The organism is Rhizobium moroccans (assembly GCF_057559155.1).
Genome location: NZ_JBHFJG010000001.1, coordinates 76,487 through 101,897 on the forward strand (window position 1 = coordinate 76,487; position 25,411 = coordinate 101,897).

23 protein-coding genes are annotated in these 25,411 nt (G+C 61.6%); 13 read left to right on the plus strand and 10 right to left on the minus strand.

Annotated features, from left to right (window positions below; genetic code table 11):
* Positions 1-57: 57 nt before the first annotated feature.
* Positions 58-1,371, plus strand: coding sequence for a M20/M25/M40 family metallo-hydrolase (locus ACE04I_RS00395; protein WP_487206306.1), 1,314 nt, complete (start codon positions 58-60; stop codon positions 1,369-1,371).
* A gap of 2 nt (positions 1,372-1,373) precedes the next feature.
* Here ACE04I_RS00395 and ACE04I_RS00400 read toward each other — a convergent pair whose 3' ends face one another.
* From ACE04I_RS00400 to ACE04I_RS00415, 4 genes are all read right to left on the minus strand, one after another.
* The gene (locus ACE04I_RS00400) at positions 1,374-1,853 is read right to left on the minus strand and encodes a GNAT family N-acetyltransferase (protein ID WP_487206307.1); all 480 of its coding nucleotides are present in this window, start codon (positions 1,851-1,853) and stop codon (positions 1,374-1,376) included.
* Between the two features lie 90 nt (positions 1,854-1,943).
* The gene (locus ACE04I_RS00405) at positions 1,944-2,864 is read right to left on the minus strand and encodes a methylenetetrahydrofolate reductase (protein ID WP_487206308.1); all 921 of its coding nucleotides are present in this window, start codon (positions 2,862-2,864) and stop codon (positions 1,944-1,946) included.
* A gap of 89 nt (positions 2,865-2,953) precedes the next feature.
* Entirely contained in the window at positions 2,954-4,366 is a 1,413-nt protein-coding gene (ligM, locus tag ACE04I_RS00410) for a vanillate/3-O-methylgallate O-demethylase (protein WP_487206309.1), read from the minus strand.
* A 152-nt stretch (positions 4,367-4,518) separates the two neighbouring features.
* Positions 4,519-5,211, minus strand: coding sequence for a GntR family transcriptional regulator (locus ACE04I_RS00415; protein ID WP_046796406.1), 693 nt, complete (start codon positions 5,209-5,211; stop codon positions 4,519-4,521).
* 220 nt (positions 5,212-5,431) lie between these two features.
* Here ACE04I_RS00415 and ACE04I_RS00420 point away from each other — a divergent pair, with 220 nt between their 5' ends.
* Complete coding sequence (locus ACE04I_RS00420) at positions 5,432-6,247, plus strand: AraC family transcriptional regulator (protein ID WP_487206310.1); 816 nt, start codon at positions 5,432-5,434, stop codon at positions 6,245-6,247.
* A gap of 164 nt (positions 6,248-6,411) precedes the next feature.
* Here ACE04I_RS00420 and ACE04I_RS00425 read toward each other — a convergent pair whose 3' ends face one another.
* Positions 6,412-7,011: a DUF922 domain-containing Zn-dependent protease gene (locus tag ACE04I_RS00425; RefSeq protein ID WP_052760474.1), complete on the minus strand. Its 600-nt coding sequence runs from the start codon at positions 7,009-7,011 to the stop codon at positions 6,412-6,414.
* Positions 7,012-7,309: 298 nt separating this feature from the next.
* Here ACE04I_RS00425 and cml point away from each other — a divergent pair, with 298 nt between their 5' ends.
* A complete protein-coding gene (cml, locus tag ACE04I_RS00430; protein ID WP_487206311.1) occupies positions 7,310-8,497 on the plus strand; it encodes a CmlA/FloR family chloramphenicol efflux MFS transporter in 1,188 nt (395 codons plus the stop codon).
* A 40-nt stretch (positions 8,498-8,537) separates the two neighbouring features.
* Here the strand turns inward: cml and ACE04I_RS00435 are convergent, their stop codons facing one another.
* Positions 8,538-9,149, minus strand: coding sequence for a LysE family translocator (locus ACE04I_RS00435; RefSeq protein WP_487206312.1), 612 nt, complete (start codon positions 9,147-9,149; stop codon positions 8,538-8,540).
* A 159-nt stretch (positions 9,150-9,308) separates the two neighbouring features.
* Between ACE04I_RS00435 and ACE04I_RS00440 the strand changes: the two genes are divergently transcribed.
* Complete coding sequence (locus ACE04I_RS00440) at positions 9,309-10,232, plus strand: pseudouridine-5'-phosphate glycosidase (RefSeq protein ID WP_487206313.1); 924 nt, start codon at positions 9,309-9,311, stop codon at positions 10,230-10,232.
* A gap of 28 nt (positions 10,233-10,260) precedes the next feature.
* Here the strand turns inward: ACE04I_RS00440 and ACE04I_RS00445 are convergent, their stop codons facing one another.
* The 4 genes from ACE04I_RS00445 to osmF all read right to left on the minus strand — a co-directional run bounded on the left by ACE04I_RS00445 (position 10,261) and on the right by osmF (position 14,092).
* Complete coding sequence (locus ACE04I_RS00445) at positions 10,261-11,004, minus strand: ABC transporter permease (protein ID WP_487206314.1); 744 nt, start codon at positions 11,002-11,004, stop codon at positions 10,261-10,263.
* On the minus strand, positions 11,001-11,939 hold the full coding sequence (locus tag ACE04I_RS00450; RefSeq protein ID WP_487206315.1) for an ABC transporter ATP-binding protein: 939 nt from the start codon (positions 11,937-11,939) through the stop codon (positions 11,001-11,003). Before ACE04I_RS00450 ends, ACE04I_RS00445 begins: the two co-directional genes overlap by 4 nt.
* Complete coding sequence (locus tag ACE04I_RS00455; protein ID WP_487206316.1) at positions 11,936-13,099, minus strand: ABC transporter permease; 1,164 nt, start codon at positions 13,097-13,099, stop codon at positions 11,936-11,938. Before ACE04I_RS00455 ends, ACE04I_RS00450 begins: the two co-directional genes overlap by 4 nt.
* A gap of 81 nt (positions 13,100-13,180) precedes the next feature.
* Complete coding sequence (gene osmF / locus ACE04I_RS00460; protein ID WP_046796167.1) at positions 13,181-14,092, minus strand: glycine betaine ABC transporter substrate-binding protein OsmF; 912 nt, start codon at positions 14,090-14,092, stop codon at positions 13,181-13,183.
* A gap of 263 nt (positions 14,093-14,355) precedes the next feature.
* Between osmF and ACE04I_RS00465 the strand changes: the two genes are divergently transcribed.
* The 9 genes from ACE04I_RS00465 to ACE04I_RS00505 all read left to right on the plus strand — a co-directional run bounded on the left by ACE04I_RS00465 (position 14,356) and on the right by ACE04I_RS00505 (position 25,391).
* On the plus strand, positions 14,356-15,834 hold the full coding sequence (locus ACE04I_RS00465; RefSeq protein ID WP_487206427.1) for a S10 family peptidase: 1,479 nt from the start codon (positions 14,356-14,358) through the stop codon (positions 15,832-15,834).
* 140 nt (positions 15,835-15,974) lie between these two features.
* Entirely contained in the window at positions 15,975-16,778 is an 804-nt protein-coding gene (locus tag ACE04I_RS00470; RefSeq protein WP_487206317.1) for an SDR family NAD(P)-dependent oxidoreductase, read from the plus strand.
* Between the two features lie 332 nt (positions 16,779-17,110).
* The gene (locus ACE04I_RS00475) at positions 17,111-18,952 is read left to right on the plus strand and encodes a TRAP transporter large permease subunit (RefSeq protein ID WP_487206428.1); all 1,842 of its coding nucleotides are present in this window, start codon (positions 17,111-17,113) and stop codon (positions 18,950-18,952) included.
* A gap of 57 nt (positions 18,953-19,009) precedes the next feature.
* Positions 19,010-20,029: a TRAP transporter substrate-binding protein gene (locus ACE04I_RS00480; protein WP_046796170.1), complete on the plus strand. Its 1,020-nt coding sequence runs from the start codon at positions 19,010-19,012 to the stop codon at positions 20,027-20,029.
* 29 nt (positions 20,030-20,058) lie between these two features.
* Entirely contained in the window at positions 20,059-20,940 is an 882-nt protein-coding gene (locus tag ACE04I_RS00485) for an IclR family transcriptional regulator (protein WP_487206318.1), read from the plus strand.
* Positions 20,941-20,959: 19 nt separating this feature from the next.
* A complete protein-coding gene (locus ACE04I_RS00490; RefSeq protein WP_046796172.1) occupies positions 20,960-22,129 on the plus strand; it encodes an acetyl-CoA acetyltransferase in 1,170 nt (389 codons plus the stop codon).
* Positions 22,126-23,763 carry an acyl-CoA synthetase gene (locus ACE04I_RS00495; protein WP_487206319.1) on the plus strand — a complete coding sequence of 546 codons (1,638 nt, stop codon included), beginning with the start codon at positions 22,126-22,128 and terminating at the stop codon, positions 23,761-23,763. The genes ACE04I_RS00490 and ACE04I_RS00495 overlap by 4 nt, the downstream gene beginning before the upstream one ends.
* A complete protein-coding gene (locus ACE04I_RS00500) occupies positions 23,756-24,634 on the plus strand; it encodes a PCC domain-containing protein (protein ID WP_487206320.1) in 879 nt (292 codons plus the stop codon). Before ACE04I_RS00495 ends, ACE04I_RS00500 begins: the two co-directional genes overlap by 8 nt.
* A 1-nt stretch (position 24,635) precedes the next feature.
* Complete coding sequence (locus ACE04I_RS00505) at positions 24,636-25,391, plus strand: SDR family NAD(P)-dependent oxidoreductase (protein ID WP_487206321.1); 756 nt, start codon at positions 24,636-24,638, stop codon at positions 25,389-25,391.
* Positions 25,392-25,411 lie beyond the last annotated feature (20 nt).

Below are 25,411 nucleotides of genomic sequence, written 5' to 3' on the forward strand. Positions count from 1 at the left end.
GCAAACCGATCTCGAACGCATCTTCACGCATATCGATGAGAACCGCGAAAGCTTCGTTTGGCGGGTCATGGACCTGTCTCTTATCCGAGTATCAGCGCGCAGAATATCGGGATCGCGGAAGCGGCCGAACGCCTGGCGGGGATGCTGCAGCGCCTCGGCATGGAGACGGAAGCGATCCCCACCAGGAACCATCCCATGGTGCTCGGCCGGCTCGGGAAAATGCCGGAAAAGCCGACGGTTCTGCTTTACGGTCATTACGACGTACAGCCGCCCGAACCGTTGGATGCGTGGACAAGTCCGCCTTTCGAACCGGAGATCCGCGACGGCCGCATCTACGCCCGCGGCATCGGGGACAACAAGGGCCAGCATTTTGCTCAATTGCTGGCGATCGAATCCTGGCTGGCGATCGCGGGAGAACTCCCCTGCAACGTCATCTTCCTGCTGGAAGGCGAGGAGGAGATCGGCAGCCCGCAGATCGCCGATTTCGTGCGTGAACATGGCGAGAAGCTGAAAGCGGATTTCGTGGTCACCGCGGACGGCGCGTTGCATGAGAGCGATCGGCCGATCATCACCTATGGCGTGCGAGGCGTCGCCTCGTTCGAGTTGCGCAGCAAGACCGGCCGGCGGGACGCGCATTCCGGTAATTTTGGCGGCGTCATGCCGAACGCGATCTGGAAGCTTGTGCATCTGCTCGCCACGATGAAGAACGATAGGGGTGAGATCACCATCGAAGGCATCTACGATCCCGTGGTGCCGCCGACCGAGCTTGAACGCGAGGCGATGGCCGGCCTTCCACTGGACCTCGAAAAGATCAAGGCCGATCTGGGGATTACGGAACTCGATGCGCCGGCAGACCGGGGCTATTACGAGCGGCTGATGTTCCAGCCGACGCTTACGATCAACGGGCTCCACGGCGGTTACGGTGGTCCAGGTAGCAAGACGGTTCTTCCTTGCGAAGCCGTTGCCAAGTGCGACATCCGCCTGGTAGAAAACCTGACGCCGGAATACGTCTACGAGAAGGTGAGGGCGCATGTGGAGCGCCATGCGCCGGACGTGGAATTCGTGCCGTCGAACAGCATGCTTCCTTCCAAGACGCCGATGGACAATCCCTATGGCCAGGTTATTCAGGATGCGATCAAGGCGGCGCGCGGCGTCGAACCGCTGCTCTATCCCTCGCTCGGCGGCAGCCTGCCGGACTACGTCTTCACCAAGATTCTCGGCATCCCCTCTTTCGTGGTGCCCTATGCCAATGCCGACCAGGCGAACCATGCGCCGAACGAGAACCTGAAGATCGAGCTTTTCATCCAAGGGATCAGAACGGGCGCAGCCTTGCTTGCAAAGCTCGGCGAAATGCCACCCGGCGGCAAGTGATCTCAGGTGTTCGCGAATGCCTTCAGAGTTTCGCCGGAGAGCCGGTAGCGTATCCATTCGCTCATCGGCTCGGCGCCGATCGCCTCGTAGACGCGGATCGCCGGCTCGTTCCAATCCAGCACGCTCCATTCGAAGCGGCCGCATCCGTTATCGAGGGCGATCTTCGCCAGTTTTTTAAGCAGAGCCTTGCCGGCCCCGAGGCCGCGGGCATCCGGCGTCACATAGAGATCTTCCAGATAGAGCCCGTTCCTGGCCTGCCAGGTGGAGTAGTTGAAGAACCAGACCGCCATGCCGATCGGCTCGCCGTCGCTCTCGCAGATAAGCGCGCGCGTTACGGAGCCTTTGCCGAAAATGGATGAGCTCACCGTTTCGAGCGTTGCGGCAACCTCATGCTCGGCTTTCTCATAGATTGCCAATTCCCGGATGAAGCGCAGGATGGTCGCGGCGTCCGCTGGAACGGCTTCGCGTATGATAAGTGCCATGGTGCCTCCGCATAGCTGGATCGCCGGAGGTCATGCGAAAGGCGTCGGCGGCTGTCAAGACATGTTTGGGGTCCTGCATGCGCCCTCTTTTCATAGGGCCATTTTTCTCGCCGTCGCCGTATGTTCGTTCATCCACTCGGCGCTTGCCTGAATGCCGCCCAAGGGAAAGACATGGACCTGCTCGATGAGGCTTTCCGTATTGGCCGCACGGTAGCTCGCGAGGTCGTTGAGGAAATCGGTCGGTTCATAAGGAAGCAGCAGCTTGCGGAAATCGAGCGCACGTTTCTGAAGGATGCCGAGCGAGGGGCCGACACCGCATGATATGGCGAACTTGATGAGCGTCTGGAGCTTGGTCGGTCCGGCGACACCGACATGGATCGGAAGGCGGATGCCCGCGGCCGCGATGCGTTCGGACCAGGCGATGACCGGCTTGGCGTCGAAGGCGAACTGGGTGACGATCGCCATGCTGGCCGCTGTTTCCCCGGAAAAGGCCTGCTTCCAGCGCAAAGCTGCGTCGGTCCCGGCGGTGCCGTCATCCCCGTCGATATCCCTGTTTCCTTCCGGATGGCCTGCGACATGCAGGCGCCTGAAACCGTAACGATCGAAAAGCCCCGTCTTGATCATGGCGATCGAGCTGTCGAGCATGCCGGCCGGTTTAGCCGATCCGCCGCCGAGAAGCAGACCCTGTTCCACGCCGGCTTCTTCCCGGTAGCGGCGGATCCAGGTTTCCAGTGTGCCGGTATCCGGTATGTTGCGTGCCGGGAAATGCGGCATCGGATGAAAACCTTCATCCGTCAATCGCCTTGCGGTAGCGACCATGTCGTCGATTGGTGTGCCGGCGATATGGGCGATATAGACGCGTGTGCCGGCCGGCAGCAATGCACGAAAATCCTCGATCTTGGCCGCAGTGCGAGGCATGACCTCGATCGAATAGCCGGCCAGAAAAGCACAAAGATCATCGGCCTTCGGCGCAGCGTCATCCTCGCTGCGGAAGAGACTTGTCATTCCCATGCGATACCCCTGTTAACCAGTCATGGAAGGCTCCGCCCGAAGACACAGGGCGGAACGGCGCGCGGGAAGAATCCGCGCGCCGCGATCGGCTAGCCTGCCTTTCTGGTGCGCCAGCTTTCGGCGTAGCTCTCACGGGCCTCGCGGGCATAGGGCGTCGGCGAAACGCGCACTCGGATCTCCGCCTGCCTGTGCTTTTCGGTAGAGGTCTTGTCGGTGCCGCCGTTCGGCTCGCCCCAGACGAGCGTCAGAACGTCGCCGATCTGGACGTCGTCATCGACCACGCCGAGCGACAGCATGCAGCGCTCGTTATAGCTATAGCCGTTGAACATCGACATGCCGACCATCTTTTCATCGCGCAGGATCATGTCGGCGCTGGTGGAAGCGTAGTTCGGCTGCGGGAAGTCGATCCACTTGTAGTGATCCTCGCCGGGACGAAAGGCGGAGGCGATGACGTTGACCACGTCCTCCGCATTCCACTCGAAGGTCACCTTCTTGCGATTCTTCGCATCCTTCAGTTTTTCCAGAGACGACTTGCCGATGAATTCGGATTTCCAGTCGATGTAGAAGCCGTATCCGAGTTCGAACGGATTGACGTAATAGTCTTCGATATTGTCGGAGGCGAAGCTGCCGCCGATGGCGCCGCTTGCCTCATAGCTGTCGGCGCCCAACCAATCGCGGTATTCTTTCATCATGCCGTCGCCGGTGTAGATGCCCGGCAGGGGCGAAGGTATCCAGCCGGATTCCAGCGTATTGGTGGAGTAGGCGCGGCTGCCGACCTGGTGGAGGTCGACGCCCGCTTCGCGAGCCGATTCCAGGATGACGCTACGGATATATTCCAGATCCGCATATGGCCCCCAGATTTCGAGTCCCGGCGCTCCTGCCATGCCGTGCCGCAGCGCCTGCACTCGTTTCGAGCCCACATTGATCCAGTCGACATGGAAGAACTTGATATCCGGAACCGGGCCGCCGTTCATCTTCTCGAAGATTTTCGGCGCATCCGGACCCTGGATCTGGAAACGATAGTGAGTGCGGTAGACAGCCTTGCCGTCCGGGCGGGAGGGCGAGCGCGGGTCACGGTGGATGCGCACGTTCCACTTGCCGATCGCCTGCTGGAATTGCACCCAGTTGGCGGTCGGCGCACGGCCAACGAGCACGAACTTATCCTCCCGCTCCCGGAAGATGATCATATCGCCTATCACATGGCCTGCCGGCGTGACCGGCACGAAATGCTTGGCGCGATTGAGATCGAAATTCGTGAAGCTGTTGATGCCGACATGGTCGAGGAAAGAGGCGGCGTCCGGTCCTTCGACGATCACCTCGTCCATGTGATGCGACTGATCGAACAGGACTGCCGATTCGCGCCATGCGCGCTGTTCGTCACGCCAGTTGGTGAACTCCGGGGCAACGACCGGGTATACATACATGCCGATGCGCGAGTTGCGCAGCATCTGCGCGACATTGCCTTTTTGCCCGATAACCTCGGAAAGACTGGATCTCGTCACGATATCTCCTCCTCCAAAAAACTCCTCTGTGTATACATGAGGCTATCAAGCCAGAAATTTCAAGAGGAAATATCGAGCGCGCCGATCACGATGGTTCGTGATGCCGGCGCTATCGGCGAAACAGTGCGGAGAAGGCGATGCCGGCGGCCGGCTCAGGTGTTGACGAGCACGAGGCCCGGCACCTGGAGGATAAGCTCCGGATCCTCAAACATGACATATTCCAGGTTCTTGCGGGCGATGCGGGCATGTTCGCGGGCGATGAATTCCGCGCGGGTTCCCTCGCGGGCGGCGATTGCCGAAACCAGCGCCCGGTGCTGCTCCTGTGCGATATGGAGCGACTTGCGGAAGGCCATGACTTCGGGGCTAATCGAAAGAAAGGCCGAAGGCGAGGCGAAGGGCAGCCGGGTGGCGCGCTCGATCTCGCGCTGGAGGACGGTGCTGCCCGAAAGCTCCACGAGGCAGGTGTGGAACCTGGCGTTCAGTTCGGAATAGGCTTCAAAATCGACGTCGCCGGGTTCATCGCCAAAGCATTCCTCGAGCCGGGCCTCGACTTCCCGGAGCTGGTCGAGCCCGCCGGCCGAGACGCCGCGTTCCGCGGCAAGACGGGCCGCGGTGCCTTCAAGCACGCCGCGAAGCTCGATCGAATCCACGACATCCGCGAAGGTGAAGCTGCGCACCACGAAACCGCCATTCGCCAGCCTGTCGAGCAGACCCTCCTCGGCAAGCCGCGACAGGACCTCGCGTACGGGCGTGCGGGAAATCTGCAGGGCTTCCGCAAGCGGCACTTCGAAAAGCCGTGTCCCGCCGGGGAAATCGCCGCTGATGATCTTCTTGCGCAATTCCATCAGCGCCCGCAGCGTCTGCGTGGTTCGTGCCGTATCGTCCAATGCCCGTGCCTCCCCGGCAGTCCTGTCCAGGTGAATCTTAGCCGTATCTCATCAAATGCCAAGCGGCATGTATACAGGGAAGGGTGACGGAAGAGGGGCGTTCATCGAAGCCGTCTCCGGCAAGCGGATTGCAGGCGGTGCCCACGGCTGCGATACTGGCTGAAAACGGGTATGCAGAATGCCGGCAAGGAAACGAGGCGAATTTCGATTGTTCCGGAGCACGATCGCCGGCGTGCAGGCGGTGGCGGCGGAGACGGATCATCGGTTTTCCCGGCATACGCATGACCAGTTCGGTATCGGGACCATCGAGCATGGCGCGCAGGTCTCCGCCAGCGGCCGTGGGCAGGTCGAGGCGGGTCCGGGCGATACGATCACCGTCAATCCCGGAGAGGTTCATGATGGAGCGCCCATCGGCGATCACGGACGCTCTTGGCGGATGCTCTATTTCGAACCAAATATTATAGCAAAGGCGGTCGCGGAGATTACCGAGGGCAAGAAATCCCTTGTCGAGTTCGCCGATCCGGTGATGCGGATCGGCCGGACCGCGGGTGATTTCCGCCTGCTGTTTGCCGCCGTCACCGGGCAGGAGGCGGCTGCGGCCTGCCTGCGCCGACAGGAACTGCTGCTCACTCTACTGGCCGGGGTCATGCAAGAGAAATCGGACACTATGCCGGCCTTTCCCGCCGCCGTCGCGATCGCGCTCGAAAGACTGAACGACGACCCTGCCGGACAGATAACCCTGCCCGATCTCGCCGCCATCAGCGGACTTTCGCAGTTCCAGTTCCTGCGTGCCTTTTCTCGGGCGACCGGGCTTACGCCGCACGCCTATCTGATCCAGCGCCGGGTTTCGCTTGCCCGCAGGTTGATTGCCGGGGGTATACCTCTTGCGCAAGCGGCCGTCGAGAGCGGGTTTTCGGACCAGAGCCATATGACCCGGATTTTCACGCGCACCTATGGGATTTCGCCGGGCAATTATGCCGAAGTGGCGCGGTAATATTCATTTCGTCGGAGCACCGCCGACCCGAACCTTACCAATTGTTCATTTGACCCTTCATGCCGGCCCTTCCTAGGTTTTGGAAGCCGCCATGACGGCGGTCAGAGGCTCGCATCCGGGTTTCGGGTTGGGGATCGCGAGCCTCGTCAGACCCGCTGCTCACATCAATACCCGTTCACCAGCCGCAGGATGAGCTGGTGGACATTGCCGCCTTCGCTGAGTTCGACCTTGTCGAAATCGCGGCTGCGCTGCCGTTGTGCGAGGGAAAGCTCTCCGAGCCGTTTGGTGAGGTCGGTTCTGATCTTTTTGCAATCCGGATCCGCATCGGCTCTCAGGCCGACGCTGACGGCCTCTATTTGCCGCACCATGTCGATGATGAACTCGCCGTGCACTTTCTCGTGGGCCGTAACGCCGGTGATGAAGGTTTCCCAATCTTGCTTTACGGTTGCGGGAAGCGTCGCCGCAGGCTTGGGAAGCGTATAGGTGATGATGAGGTTCGGGCGCGCCGAGACCAGGATGCAGGACCCATCATCCTGCGGCTCGTATTTCCTCGACCATGTGAGCTTGAAATTCGTATGCGCAATCGCTCGGCCTACTCCGACATTCGGTCCTCTTTCGCCGATCGACGCATAAAGTTCGGCTCCCGATTGGCCTTTGATCGCATAGGCGCTGACCTTTTCCACCGCCTGCCACTGTGCCTCCGCGATGGACGGCAGGGATAGAAACCCGGCGACGAGCAGGTGGAATGAAAAGGCAGGCGTCACGCGGATTTTCCCCAATGGCTATTCTCGTGCGGCGGAGACTAGCGGGCTCTTCGGCTTGCTTCAATCGGTCAGGTAATGGGAACTCCACTCATGCACGGGGTTGGCGAATTCTGCTCGAACTGCTAAGCAACGGCCGTTTTTTTAGATATGCGAGCCGTTCAATGGGTCCCAAGTCGTCAGACATATAAGCCGCAGCAACAGTTCCTTGTTGTTGCGGCCTTCTGTCCGGTTCATATCCAATTGTCGATGAAGTGGCAGATCGCCGCGGAATGAAATTCATTCAAGCGGATCTCCCATCGTGTCCAATTTACAATCGCAAACCTGGAATCATACCCTGCCGACGGCGCTCCTGCTGTTGGCGCCATTCGATATCCTGGCCTCGCTTGCCATGGATATCTACCTGCCTGTCGTGCCGGCCATGCCAGGCATGCTCCAAACTTCGCCGACGGTCGTGCAGCTGACCCTGAGCCTCTACATGCTCATGCTCGGCTTCGGCCAGATCGTCTTCGGGCCGCTTTCCGACCGGATCGGCCGACGCCCGGTCGTTCTCGGCGGGGCGGCTCTCTTCATCCTCGCCTCCTTCCTGCTGGCCATCGCCTCGTCCGGCGCGATGTTCCTCGGGTTGCGCATCCTGCAGGCGATCGGTGCCTCGGCGGCCCTGGTCGCCACCTTCGCCACCGTGCGGGACGTCTATGCCGAACGGCCGGAGGGCGCGGTGATCTACAGCCTGCTGGGTTCGATGCTGGCCTTCGTGCCGGCTCTCGGGCCCATCGCCGGCGCGCTGATCGCCGAGCGGTTCGGATGGCAGGCCATTTTCGCGACCCTCGGCATACTGGGGGTGATCGCCCTCATCAATGCGCTGCCGAACTGGCCGGAAACGCGGCCGAAGCGCGAAGGCACAGAAACCGTGGTGTTCGCGAGAATTCTCACGAACGCCTCCTTCTGGACCTATACGCTCGGCTTCAGCGCGGCCATGGGGTCCTTCTTCGTATTCTTCTCGACGGCGCCGCGACTGCTCATCGGGCGGGCGGGTTTTTCCGAAATCGGCTTCAGCCTAGCCTTCTCCACTGCAGCTTTCGTCATGATCCTGACAAGCCGCTTCGCGAAGCGCTTTGTCGGCAGATGGGGCGTTGCGGGAAGCCTTGCCCGCGGAATGCTGCTGCTCCTTCTCGGTGCTCTGCTTCTCATCATCGGGCAAGGTTTGGCGGAGCCCTCATTCTGGAGCTTCCTGCCGCCGATGTGGATCATCGCCGTCGGGATCGTCTTTGCGACCTCGGTTGCGGCCAACGGCGCTCTTCAGGAGTTCGGCAACGTGGCCGGTACGGCGGTCGCGCTCTACTTCTGCATACAGAGTGTAATCGTCGGTGTGGCCGGCACATTGTCGGTCGTGTTGCTCGGCGGTGATACGGTCTGGCCGCTCGCCGGTTATTGCGCTGTCATGGCGCTTATCACACTGGCTGCCTTGGCGCGTCTTTCGAAACGATAGAAACATGTCCGGGCCGGCCTCGCGCCGGCCCGGTCACCAATCATCGTTCGGAAAATGCAAGCCGGGCGCCCAGCACCACGAAAGCGCCGGCAAAGATGCGCCGCATCCAGGTAAGGATATACGGCCGCGACAGGACCTGGCCGCGGATGGCCGCTGCAAAGAGACCGTATCCCACGAAGACCACGAAAGTCATCAGCATGAAGGCCAGGCTGAGTTCGGTCATGCGCGTCAGTGGAGCGGTTTCGTTCGGTCCGATGAACTGCGGCAGGAAGGCGAAAAAGAAGATCGAAAGCTTCGGATTGAGCAGATTGACGAAAATTGCCGAGATGATCACCTGGCGCGCCGAATGAGGAGCCGTTTCCTCATCCACTGAAAGGGTGCCCTTCTCCTTCAATACCCGCCAGGCCATGAAAAGCAGGTAGGCGACGCCGAGATATTTGATCGTCTGAAACGCAAGCGCACTCGCATGAAGCAGGACGGCAAGCCCCGAGACCGCGGCTACCATGTGCGGCACTATGCCGAGCGTGCAGCCGAGCGCTGCGATAATGCCGGCGCGCGCACCGCGCGAAAGGCCGGCGGCCAGCGTGACGAGAACGCCGGTGCCCGGCGAGGCGACGACGATGAAAGAGGTGAGGAGAAACTCAAGGCTCATGGCAAAGATCCTTTGGTAGGCCGAACGCTTTCCTCCGATAGGTCGCGATGTCGTCAACGGTCTTGAACAAAATTGCAGGCGGTTCTCTTGGGGAATGCACGTCGCATTTGCCGCCCGGGCATGCTATCAGGCCGCCGAAACGACGAAGGAATAGCGAGAATGACCCTCCTGAAACCGAAGCTCAGCCGTGAAGTCGCCGAAACGCTCGCTGCCGGAGGTCCGGTCGTGGCGCTCGAATCGACGATCATCACCCACGGCATGCCCTATCCCGCTAATCTCGAAACGGCGCTGGCGGTCGAGGCGGTCGTGCGGGAAAACGGCGCGGTGCCGGCGACGATGGCCGTGGTGGAAGGCGAACTGAGGGCGGGCCTGGAGAGTGCCGAGCTGGAATCGCTCGCCCAGGCGAAGGATGTGGTCAAGGCTTCCGGCCGTGATCTGTCGGTCGCCATGGTACGCAGGCAATCGGCCGGCACGACGGTTTCCGCTACCATGCTGCTTGCCGATCTGGCTGGCATCGATATCTTTGCGACAGGCGGCGTCGGCGGCGTGCATCGCGGCGCGGAGCAGACCTTCGATATCTCCGCCGATCTTACCGAACTCGGCCGCACCAGGACGGCGGTCGTCTGCGCCGGCGTGAAATCCATTCTCGATATCGCCAAGACGCTCGAATATCTGGAAACCCAGCGCGTGCCGGTGATCGCTTACGGCACCGATGAGTTCCCGGCCTTCTTCACCCGCTCAAGCGGCTACAAGGCCGACCACCGGCTGGACACGCCGGAGGAGATCGCCCGCGCCATGCACCTTCATCATAGGCTCGGCACCGGCACGGGCCTGCTGATCGCCAATCCGATCCCGCAAGAGGCCGCGCTGACACCGGAATTCATCGACGGCACGATCGCGGATGCGGTGCGCGAGGCCGATGAACGCGGCATCGGCCGCAAGGAGCTGACGCCCTTCCTGCTCGCCCGCATCAATGAGCTTTCCAAGGGAGAGAGCCTGAAGGCGAATATCGAGCTCGTGAAGAACAATGCGAAGCTCGCCGCGAAGATGGCCGTCGCCTATGCGGCGTTGAAGAAGGGCTGATATCGGCGCCACCGCCGGATTGCCTCGTTCAGGCGGTTCCCATCCGGCGGGCAAGCATGCGCTCGAGCGCGGACAGTGCATCGTAGATCAGCACGGCGAGCGCGCCGACGATCAGGCCGCCTTGCAGAACGAAGGCGAGATTGTTCGATTGCAGCCCGGCAATGATGACCTCGCCGAGCGTCCGTGCCGCGACCGTCGAGCCGATCGTGGCGGTCGCGAGGCTGATGACCACCGAAAGCCGGATGCCCGCGAGAATGACCGGAAGCGACAGCGGCAGCTCGATCTTCGCAAGCCGCTGGAGGTCGGTCATACCGGCGCCACGCGCAGCCTCCATCACCGAGCGCGGTAGATTGGTGAGCGCCGTCAGGGTGTTCTCGAAGATCGGCAGAAGGCCGTAAAGGAAGAGTGCAATCAAGGTTGGTTTTTCGCCGAAGCCGACGGCGGGTACGGCCAGCGCCAACACCGCAACCGGGGGAAAGGTCTGGCCGATGTTCACGAGACTGCGCGAAAGGGGCAGGAACTCCGCGCCGAAAGGGCGGGTGACGAGGATAGCCAGCATCACGGCGACGATTATCGCCGCCAATGTGGCGATGAAGACGGTGCGGAGATGCTGGACCGTCAGCGAAAGCAGGCTGCCTTGATTATAGATGGCGGGTGCGTTGGTCTGGGTCAGCGGCTTCAGCAACGGTTCGAAGCTTCCCGGCGTCACCAGGAAGGCGATCAGCAGGAGAAGCAGGAGCCCCCGCAGAATCGTCGGCAGCCACTGTTTCATCGCGGCCTCGCTGCGCGTTTCAACAGCCCGTCGAGGGTTACTTTGCCGATCGGGGCGCCGCTTGCGGAGACGACGGGAAGCGCATCACGGCCGGTCCAGATGAGCTCTCCGAGCGCATCCTGTTGGCTCGTCTCTCCGGAGATCGCGGGACCTTCGACCTCGCCGGGCTCGGCGGCATCGCTTGCCGTTGCGATGGAGAGCAACCGGAAAGGCCTTTGTGCCTCGCCGATCAGCGTTTCGACGAAGGGCGTCGCCGGGGACCGGATGAGTTCGGCCGGCTCGCCGTATTGCACCACCTTGCCCTTGTCCATCACCGCAATCCTGGTCGCCAGGTGGAAGGCTTCGTCCATGTCGTGGGTGACGAGGATAACGGTCGTGCGGAAATGTTTCTGGATCGCGAGCAGGTCGTCCTGCGCCTTCGCGCGGATCACCGGATCGAGCGCGCCGAAGGGCTCGTCCATCAGCAGGATATTCGGTTCGGCGGCAAGCGCGCGGCCAACGCCGACGCGCTGCTGCTGTCCGCCGGAAAGCTCGTGCGGATAGCGTGCCCCGAACGTCTCGGGATCGAGCTGGAAAAGCGTGAGCAGTTCTTCAACCTTTGCGTCGATCCTCGCCTTTTCCCAACCGAGCAGGGTCGGCACGGTGGCGATATTCTCCGCGACGGTTCGGTGCGGGAAGAGCCCGTGTCCTTGAATGGCATAGCCGATCCGGCGGCGCAGTTCATGGCCGGGGATCGCCCGGTTGTCCTCGCCGTCGATGCGGATCGTGCCCGAGGTCGGCTCCACCAGACGGTTGACCATCCTGAGCAGTGTCGTCTTGCCGGAACCGGACGTGCCGACGACGACGGTGATCGTGCGGGGTTCGATCACCATCGAGACGTCATCGACCACGGCAGTGCCGTCGTAGCGTTTGGTGATGGCTTCGATCTCGATCATGCCGACCTTCCTTTCGGTATGCGACTGTTCATTTCGATCAGCGCATCGAGCACGACTGCGGCCGCGAAGGCGAGAGCTACCGTGGGAACCGCGCCGAGCAGTACAAGGTCCATGGCCGTCTGGCCGATACCCTGAAAGACGAAGACGCCGAAGCCGCCGCCGCCGATGAGGGCTGCTATGGTGGCGAGCCCGATGTTCTGGACGAGCACGATGCGGATGCCGGTGAGGATGACGGGTAATGCAAGCGGGAATTCGATACTGAAAAGGCGTTGACGGTCGGTCATGCCGATCCCGCGTGCCGCCTCGTTCGCCTCGCGCGGCACACCGGCGAGACCGACGACCGTGTTGGCCACCACCGGCAACAGCGAATAGAGGAAGAGGGCGACGAATGCGGGCGCCACGCCGATACCGCGAATGCCGATCGCGGCGGCTCCCGGAACATTAGCAGCGATCCATCCGAGCGGTGCGATCAATATGCCGAAGAGGGCAATGGACGGAATGGTCTGAATGAGGTTCAGCGTGTTGAGGACGGCGGCTCTGAGCGGTTCGACGCGATGGCAGAGAATGCCGAGGGGCAAGCCGATGGCGACCGCGGCGAACAGCGAGCCGAGCGCCAGCGTCACATGGCGGCCGGCCTCGATCCAGAAGACATCGGCGCGGCTTGCATATTCCTTCATGATCGACAGGCCGTTCCAGCTTCCGGAGGTAAGCAGTACCGTAACCGCGATCGCCGCCATGATGAGAACCAGCACCCGCGTCAGCGGCCGGGGCTGCAACCGGGCGATCGCATCGGCAGCCAAAAGCGTGAAGGCGAAGATGAGTATCCAGAAACCGGAAGCCGGCGAGACGCGGGCATAGCTGTTGCTTTCCGGTGTCAGAAAAGTTGCGGCCAGGCCGATCGACAATGCCAAGGTGATGAGGGCCGCTGCGGCGGCGAAAAACCTTAACTGGACCGGCGTCCGCAGGACCGCGATCAGGGTGGCGGCGAACAGGAGCAAGGCGAGGCCCCAGCCCGCCCATCCCGGCAGCGCCGAGAGAATTGCCTTTGCTTCGCCCTGCACGATGCGGTTCGGCTTCAGTGTCGCAAAGGGTGCCGCGAGAGCCCCGTAGGCGGCCAGAAGGGCGATCACGATGCCGAGTTTGTCGAACGGGATTTTCAAACCGCTGCCTCTGCCGTCGAGAATAGGCCGGGTATTTTCATAGACCCGGCCTATTCCGGCGTGAAGTGAAGTCGAAGGGATTTATTTCAGGAAACCGTTCTGTTTCAGAAAATCCTCGGCGACGGCCTTTGCCGGCTCGCCGCCCACCTGCACGCGGCCATTGAGCTCTTGCAGCGTTATGAGGTCGAGTTTCTCGAAAACCGGCTTCAATACGGTTTCGATATCCGGATGTTCCTTCAAAACGGCTTCACGGATGATCGGCGCCGGCTGGTAGACCGGCTGCACGCCCTTGTCGTCTTCCAGTACGACGAGGCCGGAGGGAGCGATGCCGCCATCGGTGCCGTAGACCATCGCGGCATTGGCGCCGTTCGTCTGGTTGGCAGCCGCGGCGATCGTGGCCGCCGTATCGCCACCTGAAAGCGTGATGAGCTGCTCGGGTTTCAGGGTAAAGCCATAGGTGGTCTGGAAGGCCGGAAGGGCTGCCGCTGAGTTGACGAATTCCGAAGAGGCGGCAAGCTTCACCTCTCCGCCACCGGCAACGAACTTGCCGAAATCGGTGAGTGTCTTCAGGCTGTTGGCATCGGCTACATCCTTACGGATGGCGATAGCCCAGGTATTGTTGGCAGGTGAAGGCGTCAGCCAGACTATCTTGTTGGCGTCGTAATCAAGTGTCTTGACCGTTTCGTAAGCTTGCGCAGCGTTCTTCCATGCCGGATCGTCGGCCTTTTGGAAGAAGAAGGCGCCGTTTCCGGTGTATTCCGGATAAATGTCGATCTCGCCGGCAGTGATCGCCTGACGGACCACCGGCGTGGCGCCGAGCTGAATGCGATCGGTGGTCTGAATATTGTTGGCGTTCAGCACCGAAAGAATGATGTTGCCAAGCACACCACCTTCCGTGTCGATCTTCGAGGAGACGACGACCTGGGCGTTCGCCATGCCGACGGAAAAGGCGAAAGCCGCGGCGGCAGCGATGAACTTCGTCTTCAGAATCATTGGATGAACCCTCCGTTGTCGTCCCCATTATGACCCGGCGACCTCGGCACCTGCGGGGCATGAACTGCTATATGTGGCAGGGTTCGAGAAAAGGAAAAGGGGTTTCCGGCAATTGACGGCTAAGTTCCTTCCGTTTGTCGATGCGCCGATCAATAGGAGTTGAATTTTCCGGAGGAGCTTTGGCGCCCTAGATTGTCATGGAGGCGCTGGTACCCGAAAAGGAGTCGAGTTTGCAGTTCCACCGTACCCTATCGCTCGCCGCCATGTTTCTGGCTCTCGTGGCCGCGCCGGTGATGGCGCAGGAGGGGCGGGAGCCGCCGCAGCGGGGAAATGCCTCAAGCGGGATTTTCAATCTCATCCCTCCCGATTCCAGCACGGATCACGTGCTAAAGACCGCTTCCGGCGACCTGCCCTATACCGCCACCGCCGGCACGCTCGATCTCTTCGGGCAGGATGGTGATCGTACAGCAAAGGTCTTTTATACGGCTTATGTATCCAAGGATCGGCAGCCCCGACGCCCGCTCACTTTTGTCTTCAATGGCGGTCCGGGTGCTGCCTCGGCCTATCTGCATCTCGGTCTCGTCGGGCCTCGCGTGCTGGAGTTCGGTCCTTCTCAGGACGACGGCACCACCCCGAAGCTATCGGACAATCCCGATAGCTGGCTTGCCTTCACGGACCTTGTGCTGATCGATCCCGTCGGCACCGGCTGGAGCCGCGCGGCAAGCAATGACGCGGCGGGCAGCTTCTACGGGGTGAGGCAGGATGCCGAAAGCCTTGCCAAGGTGATCGCCCTCTATGTTCAGAAGAACGACCGAATGGATGCGCCGAAATACCTGCTCGGCGAGAGCTATGGCGGGTTCCGCGCGGCCAAGGTCGCGACGGCGTTGAAGGGCAATCAAGGTATCCTCGCCAGCGGCGTGATCATGGTCTCGCCAATGATCGAAGGCCGGTTCCTCGCGAGCACGGGGGACGACCCACTGGCTGCGGCCCTGCAACTGCCCTCTCTTGCGGCAGCCGAGCTGGAGCGCGCCAATGCCTTCACGCCGGAAAAACTAGGCGAGGCCGAGCGCTTCGCGATGGGCGACTATCTGGTTTCACTCGCCGGCCCCGCTCCTTCCGGAGCAGTCGCGGACGGTTTCTACAGCCGGATTTCGGAACTCACCGGCATTCCGAAAGAGGATGTCGCCCCCACGCGCGGCTTCGTCGGGGAGATCTACGCCAAGCGGGCAGCCGGTAGCGGACAGATTGCGAGCTCCTATGACGCGGCCTACAGTGTTCCCGACGCCTATCCCGAAGCCGGCTACAGCCGGAACGACGATCCCATCCTCGATGGCTACACCCGCGCTTATGGCGCTGCCTTTGCCAACTATGCCCGGCATGAGCTGGGCTTCCCCAGCGAAGTGACTTACACGCTGCTGAACGAGGACGTGAACCGCCGCTGGGAGTGGAACGGCGGAAGGGGCGGAGATAGCCGGGCAATGGCTAGCGCCTCAGGAGACCTGCGCGACCTGCTCTCGGTCATCCCTTCGTTCCGGGTGATGGTGGTGCACGGTTACAGCGATGCCCTGACGCCCTACGGCGTGAGCCGCTACGTGATCGATCATCTGCCGTCCGACCTCGCGGCGGGGCGTGCCGAACTCAAGGTCTATCGCGGCGGTCATATGTTCTACACCGATCCAGCTTCCCGCCGCAGCTTTGCGCTGGACGCGCGGACGTTCTACGAGGCCAAGGCGACGGATTAACGAACTCGCGTCCAAGGGTCCCATCCGATCGTTTTCGGACAAAGCCTGTGCAGGATTGAGCATGGACCCTCGCGCCAGCCGCTTCTAAGTTTGCTCTCCGAATCCGGCTTGTCCGGAATCAAAGGGAGGAGACACCAAAAATGGATCGCATGAAGGACAAGGTCGTCCTGGTATTCGGCGCGGGCTCGGTCGGCCCAGGCTGGGGAAACGGCAAGGCGGCGGCCGTCGCCTATGCGCGCGAAGGCGGCAAGGTCGTCTGCGTCGATGTCAACCTCGAGGCGGCGCGCAATACGCTGGAGGTGATCGAATCCGAGGGCGGGGAAGGTTTGGCGCTTGCCGCGGATGTCACGAAATCCCAGGAGATTGCGTCGGTGGTCGAAGCGACGATGCAGCGTTTCGGCCGCATCGACGTGCTTCATAACAATGTCGGCATCAATGTGCCGGGCGGAGCGGCGGAAGCGACCGAGGAGAGCTGGCGGCGGGTGATGGACGTCAATCTCACCAGCGCGTTCCTGACCTGCAAGGCGGTTCTGCCCATCATGGAACGACAGGGCGGCGGCGCGATCGTCAATATCTCGTCGCTGGCTGCCATACGCTGGACCGGCTATCCCTACGTTTCATATTATGCATCGAAGGCGGCCCTGAACCACTTCACTCGGGCTATTGCGGTGGAATATGCCGCCAAGGGTATCCGCGCCAATGCCATTCTCCCTGGAGTTATGGACACTCCGCATATCCAGAAGCAGATCAGCGGCTATTACGGCACCGCTGACGAGATGAAGGCGAAACGCGATGCGCTGTCCCCGATGAAGCGCCAGGGAGATGGGTGGGATATCGCCTGGGCCTCGGTTTTTCTCGCATCCGACGAAGCGAAGTACATAACAGGCATCGAATTGCCGGTGGATGGCGGGCTGCACGTAACCGTTTCCGGCAGCCTCGGCTGAGGCCTTTTTGAGAATTCCACAATATGGATCGATTTTGAAATTTTTTGTCGCTCAAAGGATTTCCGACTTGCCATGCATCGCACTGTTGCGCAAAGTCGCGATGTCTGATCGAAAAGAAGATCCATATTGTGGACCAAACGGACGGCAGGAGGAGCCGGACGTCGGGGAGGAATAAAGCGGAGCCTGCCGAGGAGGGCATGTGACGCGTTCATCGCCATCGGTGATGCCATTCCGTCGACATCTTCCTGCATTGCGCATGAGAAATGCGCATCAAGGAGGATATGCAGGTGACGGCAGTCAACAATACGATCGATCCGCTCGAAGATGCGGCTATGCTGGCGGGGCTCGAGGGAGTCGCGCCGCAACAATCCGGCTCCGTGTGGATGCGGCCGGTGGAAGCTGTCGCCGCGGTGCTGTTGGTGGCGATCATCGCGCTTCTCTTCACCGGCGTGATCTCGCGCTACGTCTTCTCGCTGCCGATCGTCTGGATCGACGAGGTGGCATCGATCTCCTTCCTCTGGCTTGCCATGCTCGGCGCCGCAATGGCGGTCGATCGGAGCGAACACCTGCGCCTGACGCTCTTTGTGGGCATGTTTCCGGAGCGGGTCCAGAAATTCGCGGGCACGTTGTCCATGCTGCTCGTCGCCCTCTTTCTCGGCGCCATGCTTCGGCCGGCCTTCGAATATGCGATGGAGGAATCCTATATCACCTCCGCCGCGCTCAACATTCCTATGAGTTGGAGAGCGTCCGCCCTTCCGGTCGGTGTCACGCTGATGCTGATCCTGGCGCTCGTCCATGCCTTGCGTGGGGCGAGTTTTCGGCAGATCCTGGTTTCGGTTGTGGTGATCGCCTTGGCGACGGCAATCCTGTGGATGGGATCGCCCACTCTAAAGCAGATCGGCAATTGGAACATACCGATCTTCCTCGTCGGGTTCGTTGCTCTCTTCTTGGTTCTCGGCGTGCCGATCGCCTTCTGCTTCGGGCTCGGGACACTGGCCTTTCTCTCGTTCAGCACCTCCGTGCCGATCTTCGTGATGATCGGCCGCATGGACGAGGGCATGTCGAGCATCATCCTGCTCTCGGTACCGATCTTCGTGCTGCTCGGCTGCATTCTCGATGCCACCGGCATGGGCAAGGCAATTGTCGAATTCCTGGCCTCTCTGCTCGGGCATGTGCGCGCCGGCATGTCCTATGTGCTGCTCGGCTCCCTCTTTCTGGTGTCGGGCATTTCCGGCTCGAAAGTCTCCGACATGGCGACGGTTGCGCCGGCACTGTTTCCGGAAATGAAGCGGCGCGGCCACAAGCCGCCGGAGATGATCGCGCTTCTAGCAACCGGGGCGGCGATGGCCGAAACCGTGCCGCCGTCGATCGTGCTGATCGTGCTGGGATCGGCGGCCGGCGTTTCGATCGCCGGGCTGTTCACCGCCGGCTTTGCGATCGCCATGGTGCTGCTCTTGGTGCTGGCGGTTCTCGCCCGCTTCAAGTCCCGGCATGAATCCATGGCGGGCGTGAAACGCGCACCTCTTTCGCTGATCTGGAAGGTTTTCCTTGTCGCGGCACCTGCGCTCGTTTTGCCCTTCCTGATCCGTACTGCGGTCGGCGAAGGTATCGCGACGGCGACCGAAGTTTCCACCATCGCCGTTCTTTACGCCATGATCATAGGAGCCGTGCTCTATGGTGGCATCAGCCGTGGGCGGATCTATTCCATGCTGGTGGAGACGGCCGCCCTTTCCGGTGCGATCCTGATGATCCTGGGGGCGGCTTCCGCCATGGCCTGGGCGCTCACGCAGACGGGTTTCGCGGCGCAGCTGGTGGCAGCGGTGCAGGGTCTTCCGGGCGGCTGGATGACCTTCATGGGTGTCACCATCCTGATCTTCATGGTGCTCGGCTGTGTGCTGGAGGGCCTGCCGGCGATCGTGCTGATGGCGCCCATCATGTTCCCGGTCGCCCGCTCCGTCGGCATCAACGATATCCATTATTCGATGGTCGTGGTGACCGCCATGAACATCGGCCTGATGGCACCGCCGATCGGCATCGGCTTCTATATCGCCTGCAAGATCGGAAACGTTTCGCCCGACGAGGCCATGAAGGCGATCTGGCCCTATATCGGCGCGCTGATGATCGGTCTCGTGGTTATCGCGGCCGTCCCCTATTTCTCGACGTTCCTTTTGTGAGGGGGAGCGCGAGGCTTCATACGTCAATCCAATCAACTGAAATCGGAGGAGGATTTCATGAACGTCAACCGTAGAACGCTACTCATGGGCGCGGCCGCGACAGGCGTCGCCACGACATTTTCGATCCGCACGCGCCCGGCCAACGCTGCGGAATTCACCTATAAGTTCGCCAACAACCAGGCGCTTACCCACCCCATGAACGTGCGGGCGCAGGAAGCCGTTGCCAAGATCCAGGAGGAGAGCGGCGGCCGCATGGCGATCAACATCTTCCCCTCGAGCCAGCTCGGCGCCGACACCGACATGCTGAATCAGGTTCGCGCCGGCGGCGTCGAAATGTTCAGCCTTTCGCCGATCATTCTGTCGACGCTTGTTCCCAATGCTTCGCTCAACGGCGTCGGCTTCGCGTTTCCGAGCTACGATCAGGTCTGGCCGGCGATGGACGGCGAACTCGGGAAATATGTGCGTGGCGAAATCGAAAAGAAGGGGCTGCTGACGCTTGACAAGATCTGGGACAACGGCTTCCGCCAGATCACTTCCTCCAAGGGGCCGATCGAGACGCCCAAGGATCTGGAAGGTTTCAAGATCCGCGTGCCGGTAAGTCCGCTCTGGACTTCCATGTTCACCGCCTTTGGCTCTGCGCCAGCCAGCATCAATTTCGCCGAGACCTATACGGCGCTGCAGACAGGTATCGTCGACGGGCAGGAGAACCCGCTGGCGATCCTCACCACCGCCAAGCTCTATGAAGTCCAGAAATACGTCTCAATGACCAACCACATGTGGGACGGGTTCTGGATTCTCCTCAATCGCCGCTCCTGGCAGGCGTTGCCGGAAGACCTGCAGCAGATCGTCGCCAAGCACTTCAACGCCGCTGCCGAACTGCAGCGCAAGGATGTCATGGGGCTGAATGCCTCGGTCCAGAAGGAACTCGAGGGCAAGGGGATGGCGTTCAACACGCCGGACGGTGGCCTTTTCCAGGAGAAGCTGAAAGAGGCGAATTTCTACGCCGACTGGAAGTCGAAATACGGCGACGAAGCCTGGGCGATCCTGGAAGGGGCGGTCGGCAAGTCGCTCGGGTGACGGGAAGACGATAAGCGCGGGAAACGCATATGGAGGCCAGCATAGAAGAGCTGTCGGCTGTCAGGGGTGCTGCCGCTTCCGGTTCGGGAGCGCAGGCCGTCGAAAGAGCGTTGCAGCTTCTGGCGATCGTCGGGCGCGGCGCCGATACCGGCGTCACGCTGGGTGATGTGGTGGCCAGCAGCGGTCTCAACAAGCCGACGGCGAGGCGATTGCTGATGGCCCTGATGCGCTCCCGTCTTGTCGAGCAGGACGAGATGACCCGCCGCTACTATCTCGGCGGGGAACTCTATGTGCTCGGCATGCTGGCTTCGCGCCGTCATGGGCTTCTGGAGATGGCCGGTGAAAGCTTGAGGCGCCTTTCTGCCCTGACTGCCGATACCAGCTTCGTTTCGATGCGGCGGGATGACTACGCCGTCTGCCTGCATCGCGAGGAAGGGACCTATCCGGTGCGCACCCATGCGCTGCTCACCGGCGATCAGAATCCGCTCGGTGTGGGCGCCGGGTCGCTCGCCATGCTGGCGGCGCTTCCGGATGCCGAAGTCGAAGTCGTTATCGAGAGATCGCATGACATCGTCGCGAAACAATATCCCGGTTATTCGCCGGCTATCATTCGCGAGGATGTCGCTCGCACCAGGGAGGCTGGCTATGCGATCAATCCAGGCCGTGTCGTTGCCAATTCCTGGGGCATCGGAATGGCGATCCTGCTTCCGGACGGCCGCCTCGCCGGAGCGCTGTCGATCGCGGCGATCGACAGCCGCATGGGGCCTGCGAGGCAGGTCGAGCTTGCCGACCTGCTGCGCGTGGAGGTCGACCGTATCCAGGGGAAGCTGAAAGCCTTGTTCAATTCCGAGAGAGCCACGGCCGGAAGATTGCCGCGGCAGCCGGCACGGAAAGTGCCCGAGCGCGTTTAGCCGAAAAGGAGACAAGATCATGACACAGGCGCAGATCGTCGGTTGGGCCCATTCGAAATTCGGGAAATCCGAAGCGCCCACCACCCGCGAGCTCATGGCGGAAGTCGTCAATCCGGCGCTCGCCCATGCGGGCATCGAGGCCAGGGATGTCGACGGCATCTTCGTCGGGGTTTTCAACAACGGCTTCACCAAGCAGGATTTCCAGGGCGCGCTGGTCGCCATGGCGGCGGACGGCTTTACCCATACGCCCGCCATGCGCGTGGAAAATGCCTGCGCCACCGGATCGGCGGCGATCTATTCGGCGCTCGATTTCATCGCCTCCGGCCGCGGCAAGATCGCGCTCGTCGTCGGTGCGGAAAAGATGACCTCGCTGCCGACCAAGGAAACCGGCGATGTGCTGCTTTCCGCCTCGTTCCGTGAGGAGGAAGCGGATGTGGAGGGTGGCTTTGCCGGCCTATTCGGCCGCATCGCGAGCAATTACTTCCAGCGTTACGGCGACCGTTCCGAGGAGCTGGCGATGATCGCCGCGAAGAACCATGCGAACGGCGTCAAGAATCCCTATGCCCACATGCAACGGGATTTCTCCTTCGAGTTCTGCAATACGGTTTCCGACAAGAACCCCTATGTCGCACCGCCGCTTCGGCGCACGGATTGCTCGCTGGTGTCCGACGGAGCAGCGGCGCTCGTGCTCGCCCATCCGGACGTTGCGGCCGGCATGAACCGTGCTGTGGCTTTCCGTGCGCGCAACCATGTCAACGATATCCTGGCGATGTCGCGCCGCGATCCGATCGCTTTTGAAGGAGCTCGGCTGGCCTGGCGAAAGTCCCTGGAAGAAGCCGGCGTTTCGTTGGAGGACCTGAGCTTCGTGGAAACGCATGACTGCTTCACGATCGCCGAGCTCATCGAATACGAGGCGATGGGGCTTGCCAAGCCCGGCGAGGGGCATCGTGTCATCCGGGAAGGCATTACCGCCAAGGATGGCAGGCTACCGGTCAATCCATCCGGCGGTCTGAAATCCAAGGGGCATCCGGTCGGTGCGACCGGGGTTTCGATGCATGTGATGGCGGCCATGCAGCTTTGCGGCGAAGCGGGCGAAATGCAGCTGCCGAAAGCCTCGCTTGCCGGCGTCTTCAACATGGGCGGAGCTGCGGTCGCCAACTACGTCTCGATCCTGGAGCGGGCGAAATGAACATGATTGCCTCGGCTGGCGTGGATGGTAAGGCGGGACCGAAGGGCGGACTTCTACCGCGCTCCACCCGGGTCATGAACCTCGCCCGCTTCGTCACCCAATCCATGCGGCGCGATCCGCGGGGCATCGCCTTCGTCTGGGGCGAGAAGACCTGGACCTGGGCGGAGTTCGAGGCCCGCATCGATGCCATCGCGACCGCATTGCAGGAGCGTTTCGGGGTTGCGAAGGGCGACCGTGTCCTGGTGCAGTCGCAGAACTGCAACCAGATGTTTGAATCCATGTTCGCCTGCTTCCGGATCGGCGCGGTCTGGGTGCCGACGAATTTCCGGCAGACGCCGGAGGAGGTCGCCTATCTCGCCAAAGCCAGCGGCGCTGCGGGCATGATCTGCAACGCTTCCTTTCCGCAGCATGCGAAGGCGGTTCGCAGCGAAAATCCAGATGTCGGTTTCGTGCTCGCGATCGGCGAAGCTGGGTTCGGTCCTTCCTATGACGCGCTGGTCGAGGAATTCCGTGGCCGCAAGCCTGTGGAAGCGGCAGTCGATCGCGACGATCCCTGCTGGTTCTTCTTTACCTCGGGCACGACCGGACGGCCCAAGGCGGCGGTACTGACGCATGGCCAGATGGCTTTCGTCGTCAACAATCACCTTTGCGATCTGATGCCGGGGGTTACGTCCGCGGACGCCTCATTGGTGGTGGCTCCGCTGTCCCATGGCGCCGGTGTTCACCAGCTCACACAAGTGGCGCATGGCGTGAAGACGATCCTGCTGCCGACGGAAAAGTTCGAGATCGATGCTGCCTGGGCGCTGGTCGAGAAATGGCGCGTCTCCACCATGTTTACCGTGCCGACGATCCTGAAGATGCTGGTCGAGCATCCGGCGGCGGAGAAATACGATCATTCCTCGTTGCGGTATGTGATCTATGCCGGCGCGCCGATGTACCGCGAGGACCAGAAGCGGGCGCTGAAAGCGCTGGGGCCGGTGCTCGTGCAATATTTTGGGCTTGGCGAGGTTACCGGTGCGATCACGGTGTTGCCGCCTGCGCTGCATTCGGCGGAAGACGGGGAGAGCGTCAAGATCGGCACTTGCGGAATGGTGCGGACCGGAATGCAGGTCTCGATCCAGAACGATGCCGGCGAAGAGCTATCGCCCTATGAGACCGGTGAGATCTGCTGCACCGGGCCGGCCGTCTTCGCAGGTTATTACGACAATCCGGAAGCCAACGAGAAAGCCTTCCGTAACGGCTGGTTCCGCACCGGCGATCTTGGGCACGTGGACGAGGAAGGTTTCCTCTACATCACCGGCCGTGCTTCTGACATGTACATTTCCGGCGGCTCCAACGTCTATCCGCGTGAGATCGAGGAAAAGCTCCTTACCCATCCCGCAGTCAGCGAAGTGGCGGTGCTGGGCGTGCCCGATCCGCTTTGGGGCGAGGTGGGGATTGCCGTCTGTGTCGCCAAGCCGGGAACATCCGTGACCGAGGAGGAACTCTTCGCGTTCATCGACGGCAAGATGTCCCGCTACAAAATGCCGAAGCGCTTCATTTTCTGGGAGGCCCTGCCGAAATCCGCCTATGGCAAGATCACCAAGAAGATGATCCGCGAGGAATTGCAGAAGCGGGGCGGAATCGATGGCTGAGGCTGCACGCAACGAAAAATTCTCCATGCGGCAGATCAGGCATCCCGGCCCGGTTGTCGAGGTGCGGCGGGAGGTCGTCAGGACCGTTCTGAAGCCGGTCGAAGGAGAGCTTCAGCCTGGTGAGACCTTCATGGACGGGATCGCGCGGGTCTTTGCCGAAGCTGGTTGCCTTGGCGGCTATGTCACGATCGAAGGGGGCGGCTGCGATCCCTTCCGCTTTGTGCTGCCGGCTCTTTCGCCGGATGAGGAACACGCCGCCTGGTACAGCGAAACCCATGCGCCCGAAGCGGGCGGCAGGTTCGTCGCCGCGACCGCGATGGTTGGCGAGCGGGACGGGGCGCCATTTCTGCATTGCCACGGCATCTGGGATACGGGCGAAGATAAACCTCGCATGGGTCATGTGCTGCCTTTCGACAGCGTCGTGAGCCGCCCGATCCGTGTGAAGGGTCATGGCAGCGCGGTTGCGACCTTCTCCTCTATCCCCGATCCGGAAACGAACTTCACCCTGTTTTCGGCCAAGGGCGACAGCCTGTCTGGCAACGGCGTACTGCTTCGCGTCCGCCCAAACGAGGATATCGCAACAGCGATCGAAGCCGCTTGCGCCGAAGCTGGCATCGAAAGCGGCAGCATCCACGGCATCGGCAGCATCTATGAACCTATCTTCGAGGACGGTCGACGGGTGAACTGCCTTGCAACGGAAATCGATATCGAAAACGGCGTGCTGGAACGGACTGCGGAAGGCCTGCGGGCGCGGCTCGATGTTGCCGTCGTGGATACCGATGGCGTCATTTACCACGGCCGGCTTGCTCGAGGAGACAATCCGGTCGGCGTCACCTTCGAACTCGTCATCATAGGCAACCGGGAGGATTGACATGGATCGGGGGAGCGTCGTCGTCACAGGTGCCGGGTCGGGGATCGGGTTTTCGACCGCGGAGCTGCTGGTCGAGGCGGGCTGGCATGTGGTCGCGGTCGATCGCGATGCCTCCGCCATCGACCGCCTGATGGACCGACTCGACAACAAGGCCGCCATGGTCACGCCGGTGGCAATCGATATCACCGACGAGGCGGCGATTTCCCGCCTCGCCGGCCAGTGCCGAGAGCTTGCGCGGCCGCTCATGGCTCTGGTCAACAGTGCTGGGATTGCCGCTAACACCCGTTTTTTCGATACGACCGCCGAACAGCTTCGGCGCATTTACGAGGTCAATGTCGTGGGCGCCTTTGCTCTTTCACAGGCCTTGGCGCCGCTCCTCAAGGAGAACGGTGGCGGTTCGATCGTGCATATCGCCTCCGTCTCCGGCATCAAGGGCAATCTCGGCCGCTCGGCCTATGGTGCTTCCAAGGGCGCTTTGATAACGCTGACCAAGATCATGGCGGTGGAGCTTGCCGACGACCTGATCCGCGTCAATGCCATCGCGCCGGGGCCGATCGAAACGCCGATGGTGAGGGAAAACCATACCGCAGCGACCCGGGAAGAGTGGCAACGTACCGTGCCGATGCGTCGTTACGGGCGGCCGGAGGAGATTGCATCCGCGATCGCCTTCCTGATCGACGGGCGGCAGTCCTCCTACGTTACGGGGCAGGTTCTTTCGGTTGACGGCGGATTCACCGCTGCCGGTCTGATGAATTGACCGAATTCGAGCAACCGCCC

Excerpts from the sequence above, each read along its gene's own strand:
- osmF (WP_046796167.1), bottom strand. The coding sequence starts at position 14,092 with ATGATTCTGAAGACGAAGTTCATCGCTGCCGCCGCGGCTTTCGCCTTT.
- ACE04I_RS00505 (WP_487206321.1), top strand. The coding sequence starts at position 24,636 with ATGGATCGGGGGAGCGTCGTCGTCACAGGTGCCGGGTCGGGGATCGGG.
- ACE04I_RS00480 (WP_046796170.1), top strand. The coding sequence starts at position 19,010 with ATGAACGTCAACCGTAGAACGCTACTCATGGGCGCGGCCGCGACAGGC.
- ACE04I_RS00450 (WP_487206315.1), bottom strand. The coding sequence starts at position 11,939 with ATGATCGAGATCGAAGCCATCACCAAACGCTACGACGGCACTGCCGTG.
- ACE04I_RS00445 (WP_487206314.1), bottom strand. The coding sequence starts at position 11,004 with ATGAAACAGTGGCTGCCGACGATTCTGCGGGGGCTCCTGCTTCTCCTG.
- ACE04I_RS00485 (WP_487206318.1), top strand. The coding sequence starts at position 20,059 with ATGGAGGCCAGCATAGAAGAGCTGTCGGCTGTCAGGGGTGCTGCCGCT.
- ACE04I_RS00500 (WP_487206320.1), top strand. The coding sequence starts at position 23,756 with ATGGCTGAGGCTGCACGCAACGAAAAATTCTCCATGCGGCAGATCAGG.
- ACE04I_RS00400 (WP_487206307.1), bottom strand. The coding sequence starts at position 1,853 with ATGGCACTTATCATACGCGAAGCCGTTCCAGCGGACGCCGCGACCATC.
- ACE04I_RS00470 (WP_487206317.1), top strand. The coding sequence starts at position 15,975 with ATGGATCGCATGAAGGACAAGGTCGTCCTGGTATTCGGCGCGGGCTCG.
- ACE04I_RS00435 (WP_487206312.1), bottom strand. The coding sequence starts at position 9,149 with ATGAGCCTTGAGTTTCTCCTCACCTCTTTCATCGTCGTCGCCTCGCCG.
- ACE04I_RS00415 (WP_046796406.1), bottom strand. The coding sequence starts at position 5,211 with ATGGAATTGCGCAAGAAGATCATCAGCGGCGATTTCCCCGGCGGGACA.
- ACE04I_RS00405 (WP_487206308.1), bottom strand. The coding sequence starts at position 2,864 with ATGGGAATGACAAGTCTCTTCCGCAGCGAGGATGACGCTGCGCCGAAG.
- ACE04I_RS00495 (WP_487206319.1), top strand. The coding sequence starts at position 22,126 with ATGAACATGATTGCCTCGGCTGGCGTGGATGGTAAGGCGGGACCGAAG.
- ACE04I_RS00420 (WP_487206310.1), top strand. The coding sequence starts at position 5,432 with ATGCCGGCAAGGAAACGAGGCGAATTTCGATTGTTCCGGAGCACGATC.
- ACE04I_RS00465 (WP_487206427.1), top strand. The coding sequence starts at position 14,356 with ATGTTTCTGGCTCTCGTGGCCGCGCCGGTGATGGCGCAGGAGGGGCGG.
- ACE04I_RS00440 (WP_487206313.1), top strand. The coding sequence starts at position 9,309 with ATGACCCTCCTGAAACCGAAGCTCAGCCGTGAAGTCGCCGAAACGCTC.
- ACE04I_RS00475 (WP_487206428.1), top strand. The coding sequence starts at position 17,111 with ATGCTGGCGGGGCTCGAGGGAGTCGCGCCGCAACAATCCGGCTCCGTG.
- ACE04I_RS00490 (WP_046796172.1), top strand. The coding sequence starts at position 20,960 with ATGACACAGGCGCAGATCGTCGGTTGGGCCCATTCGAAATTCGGGAAA.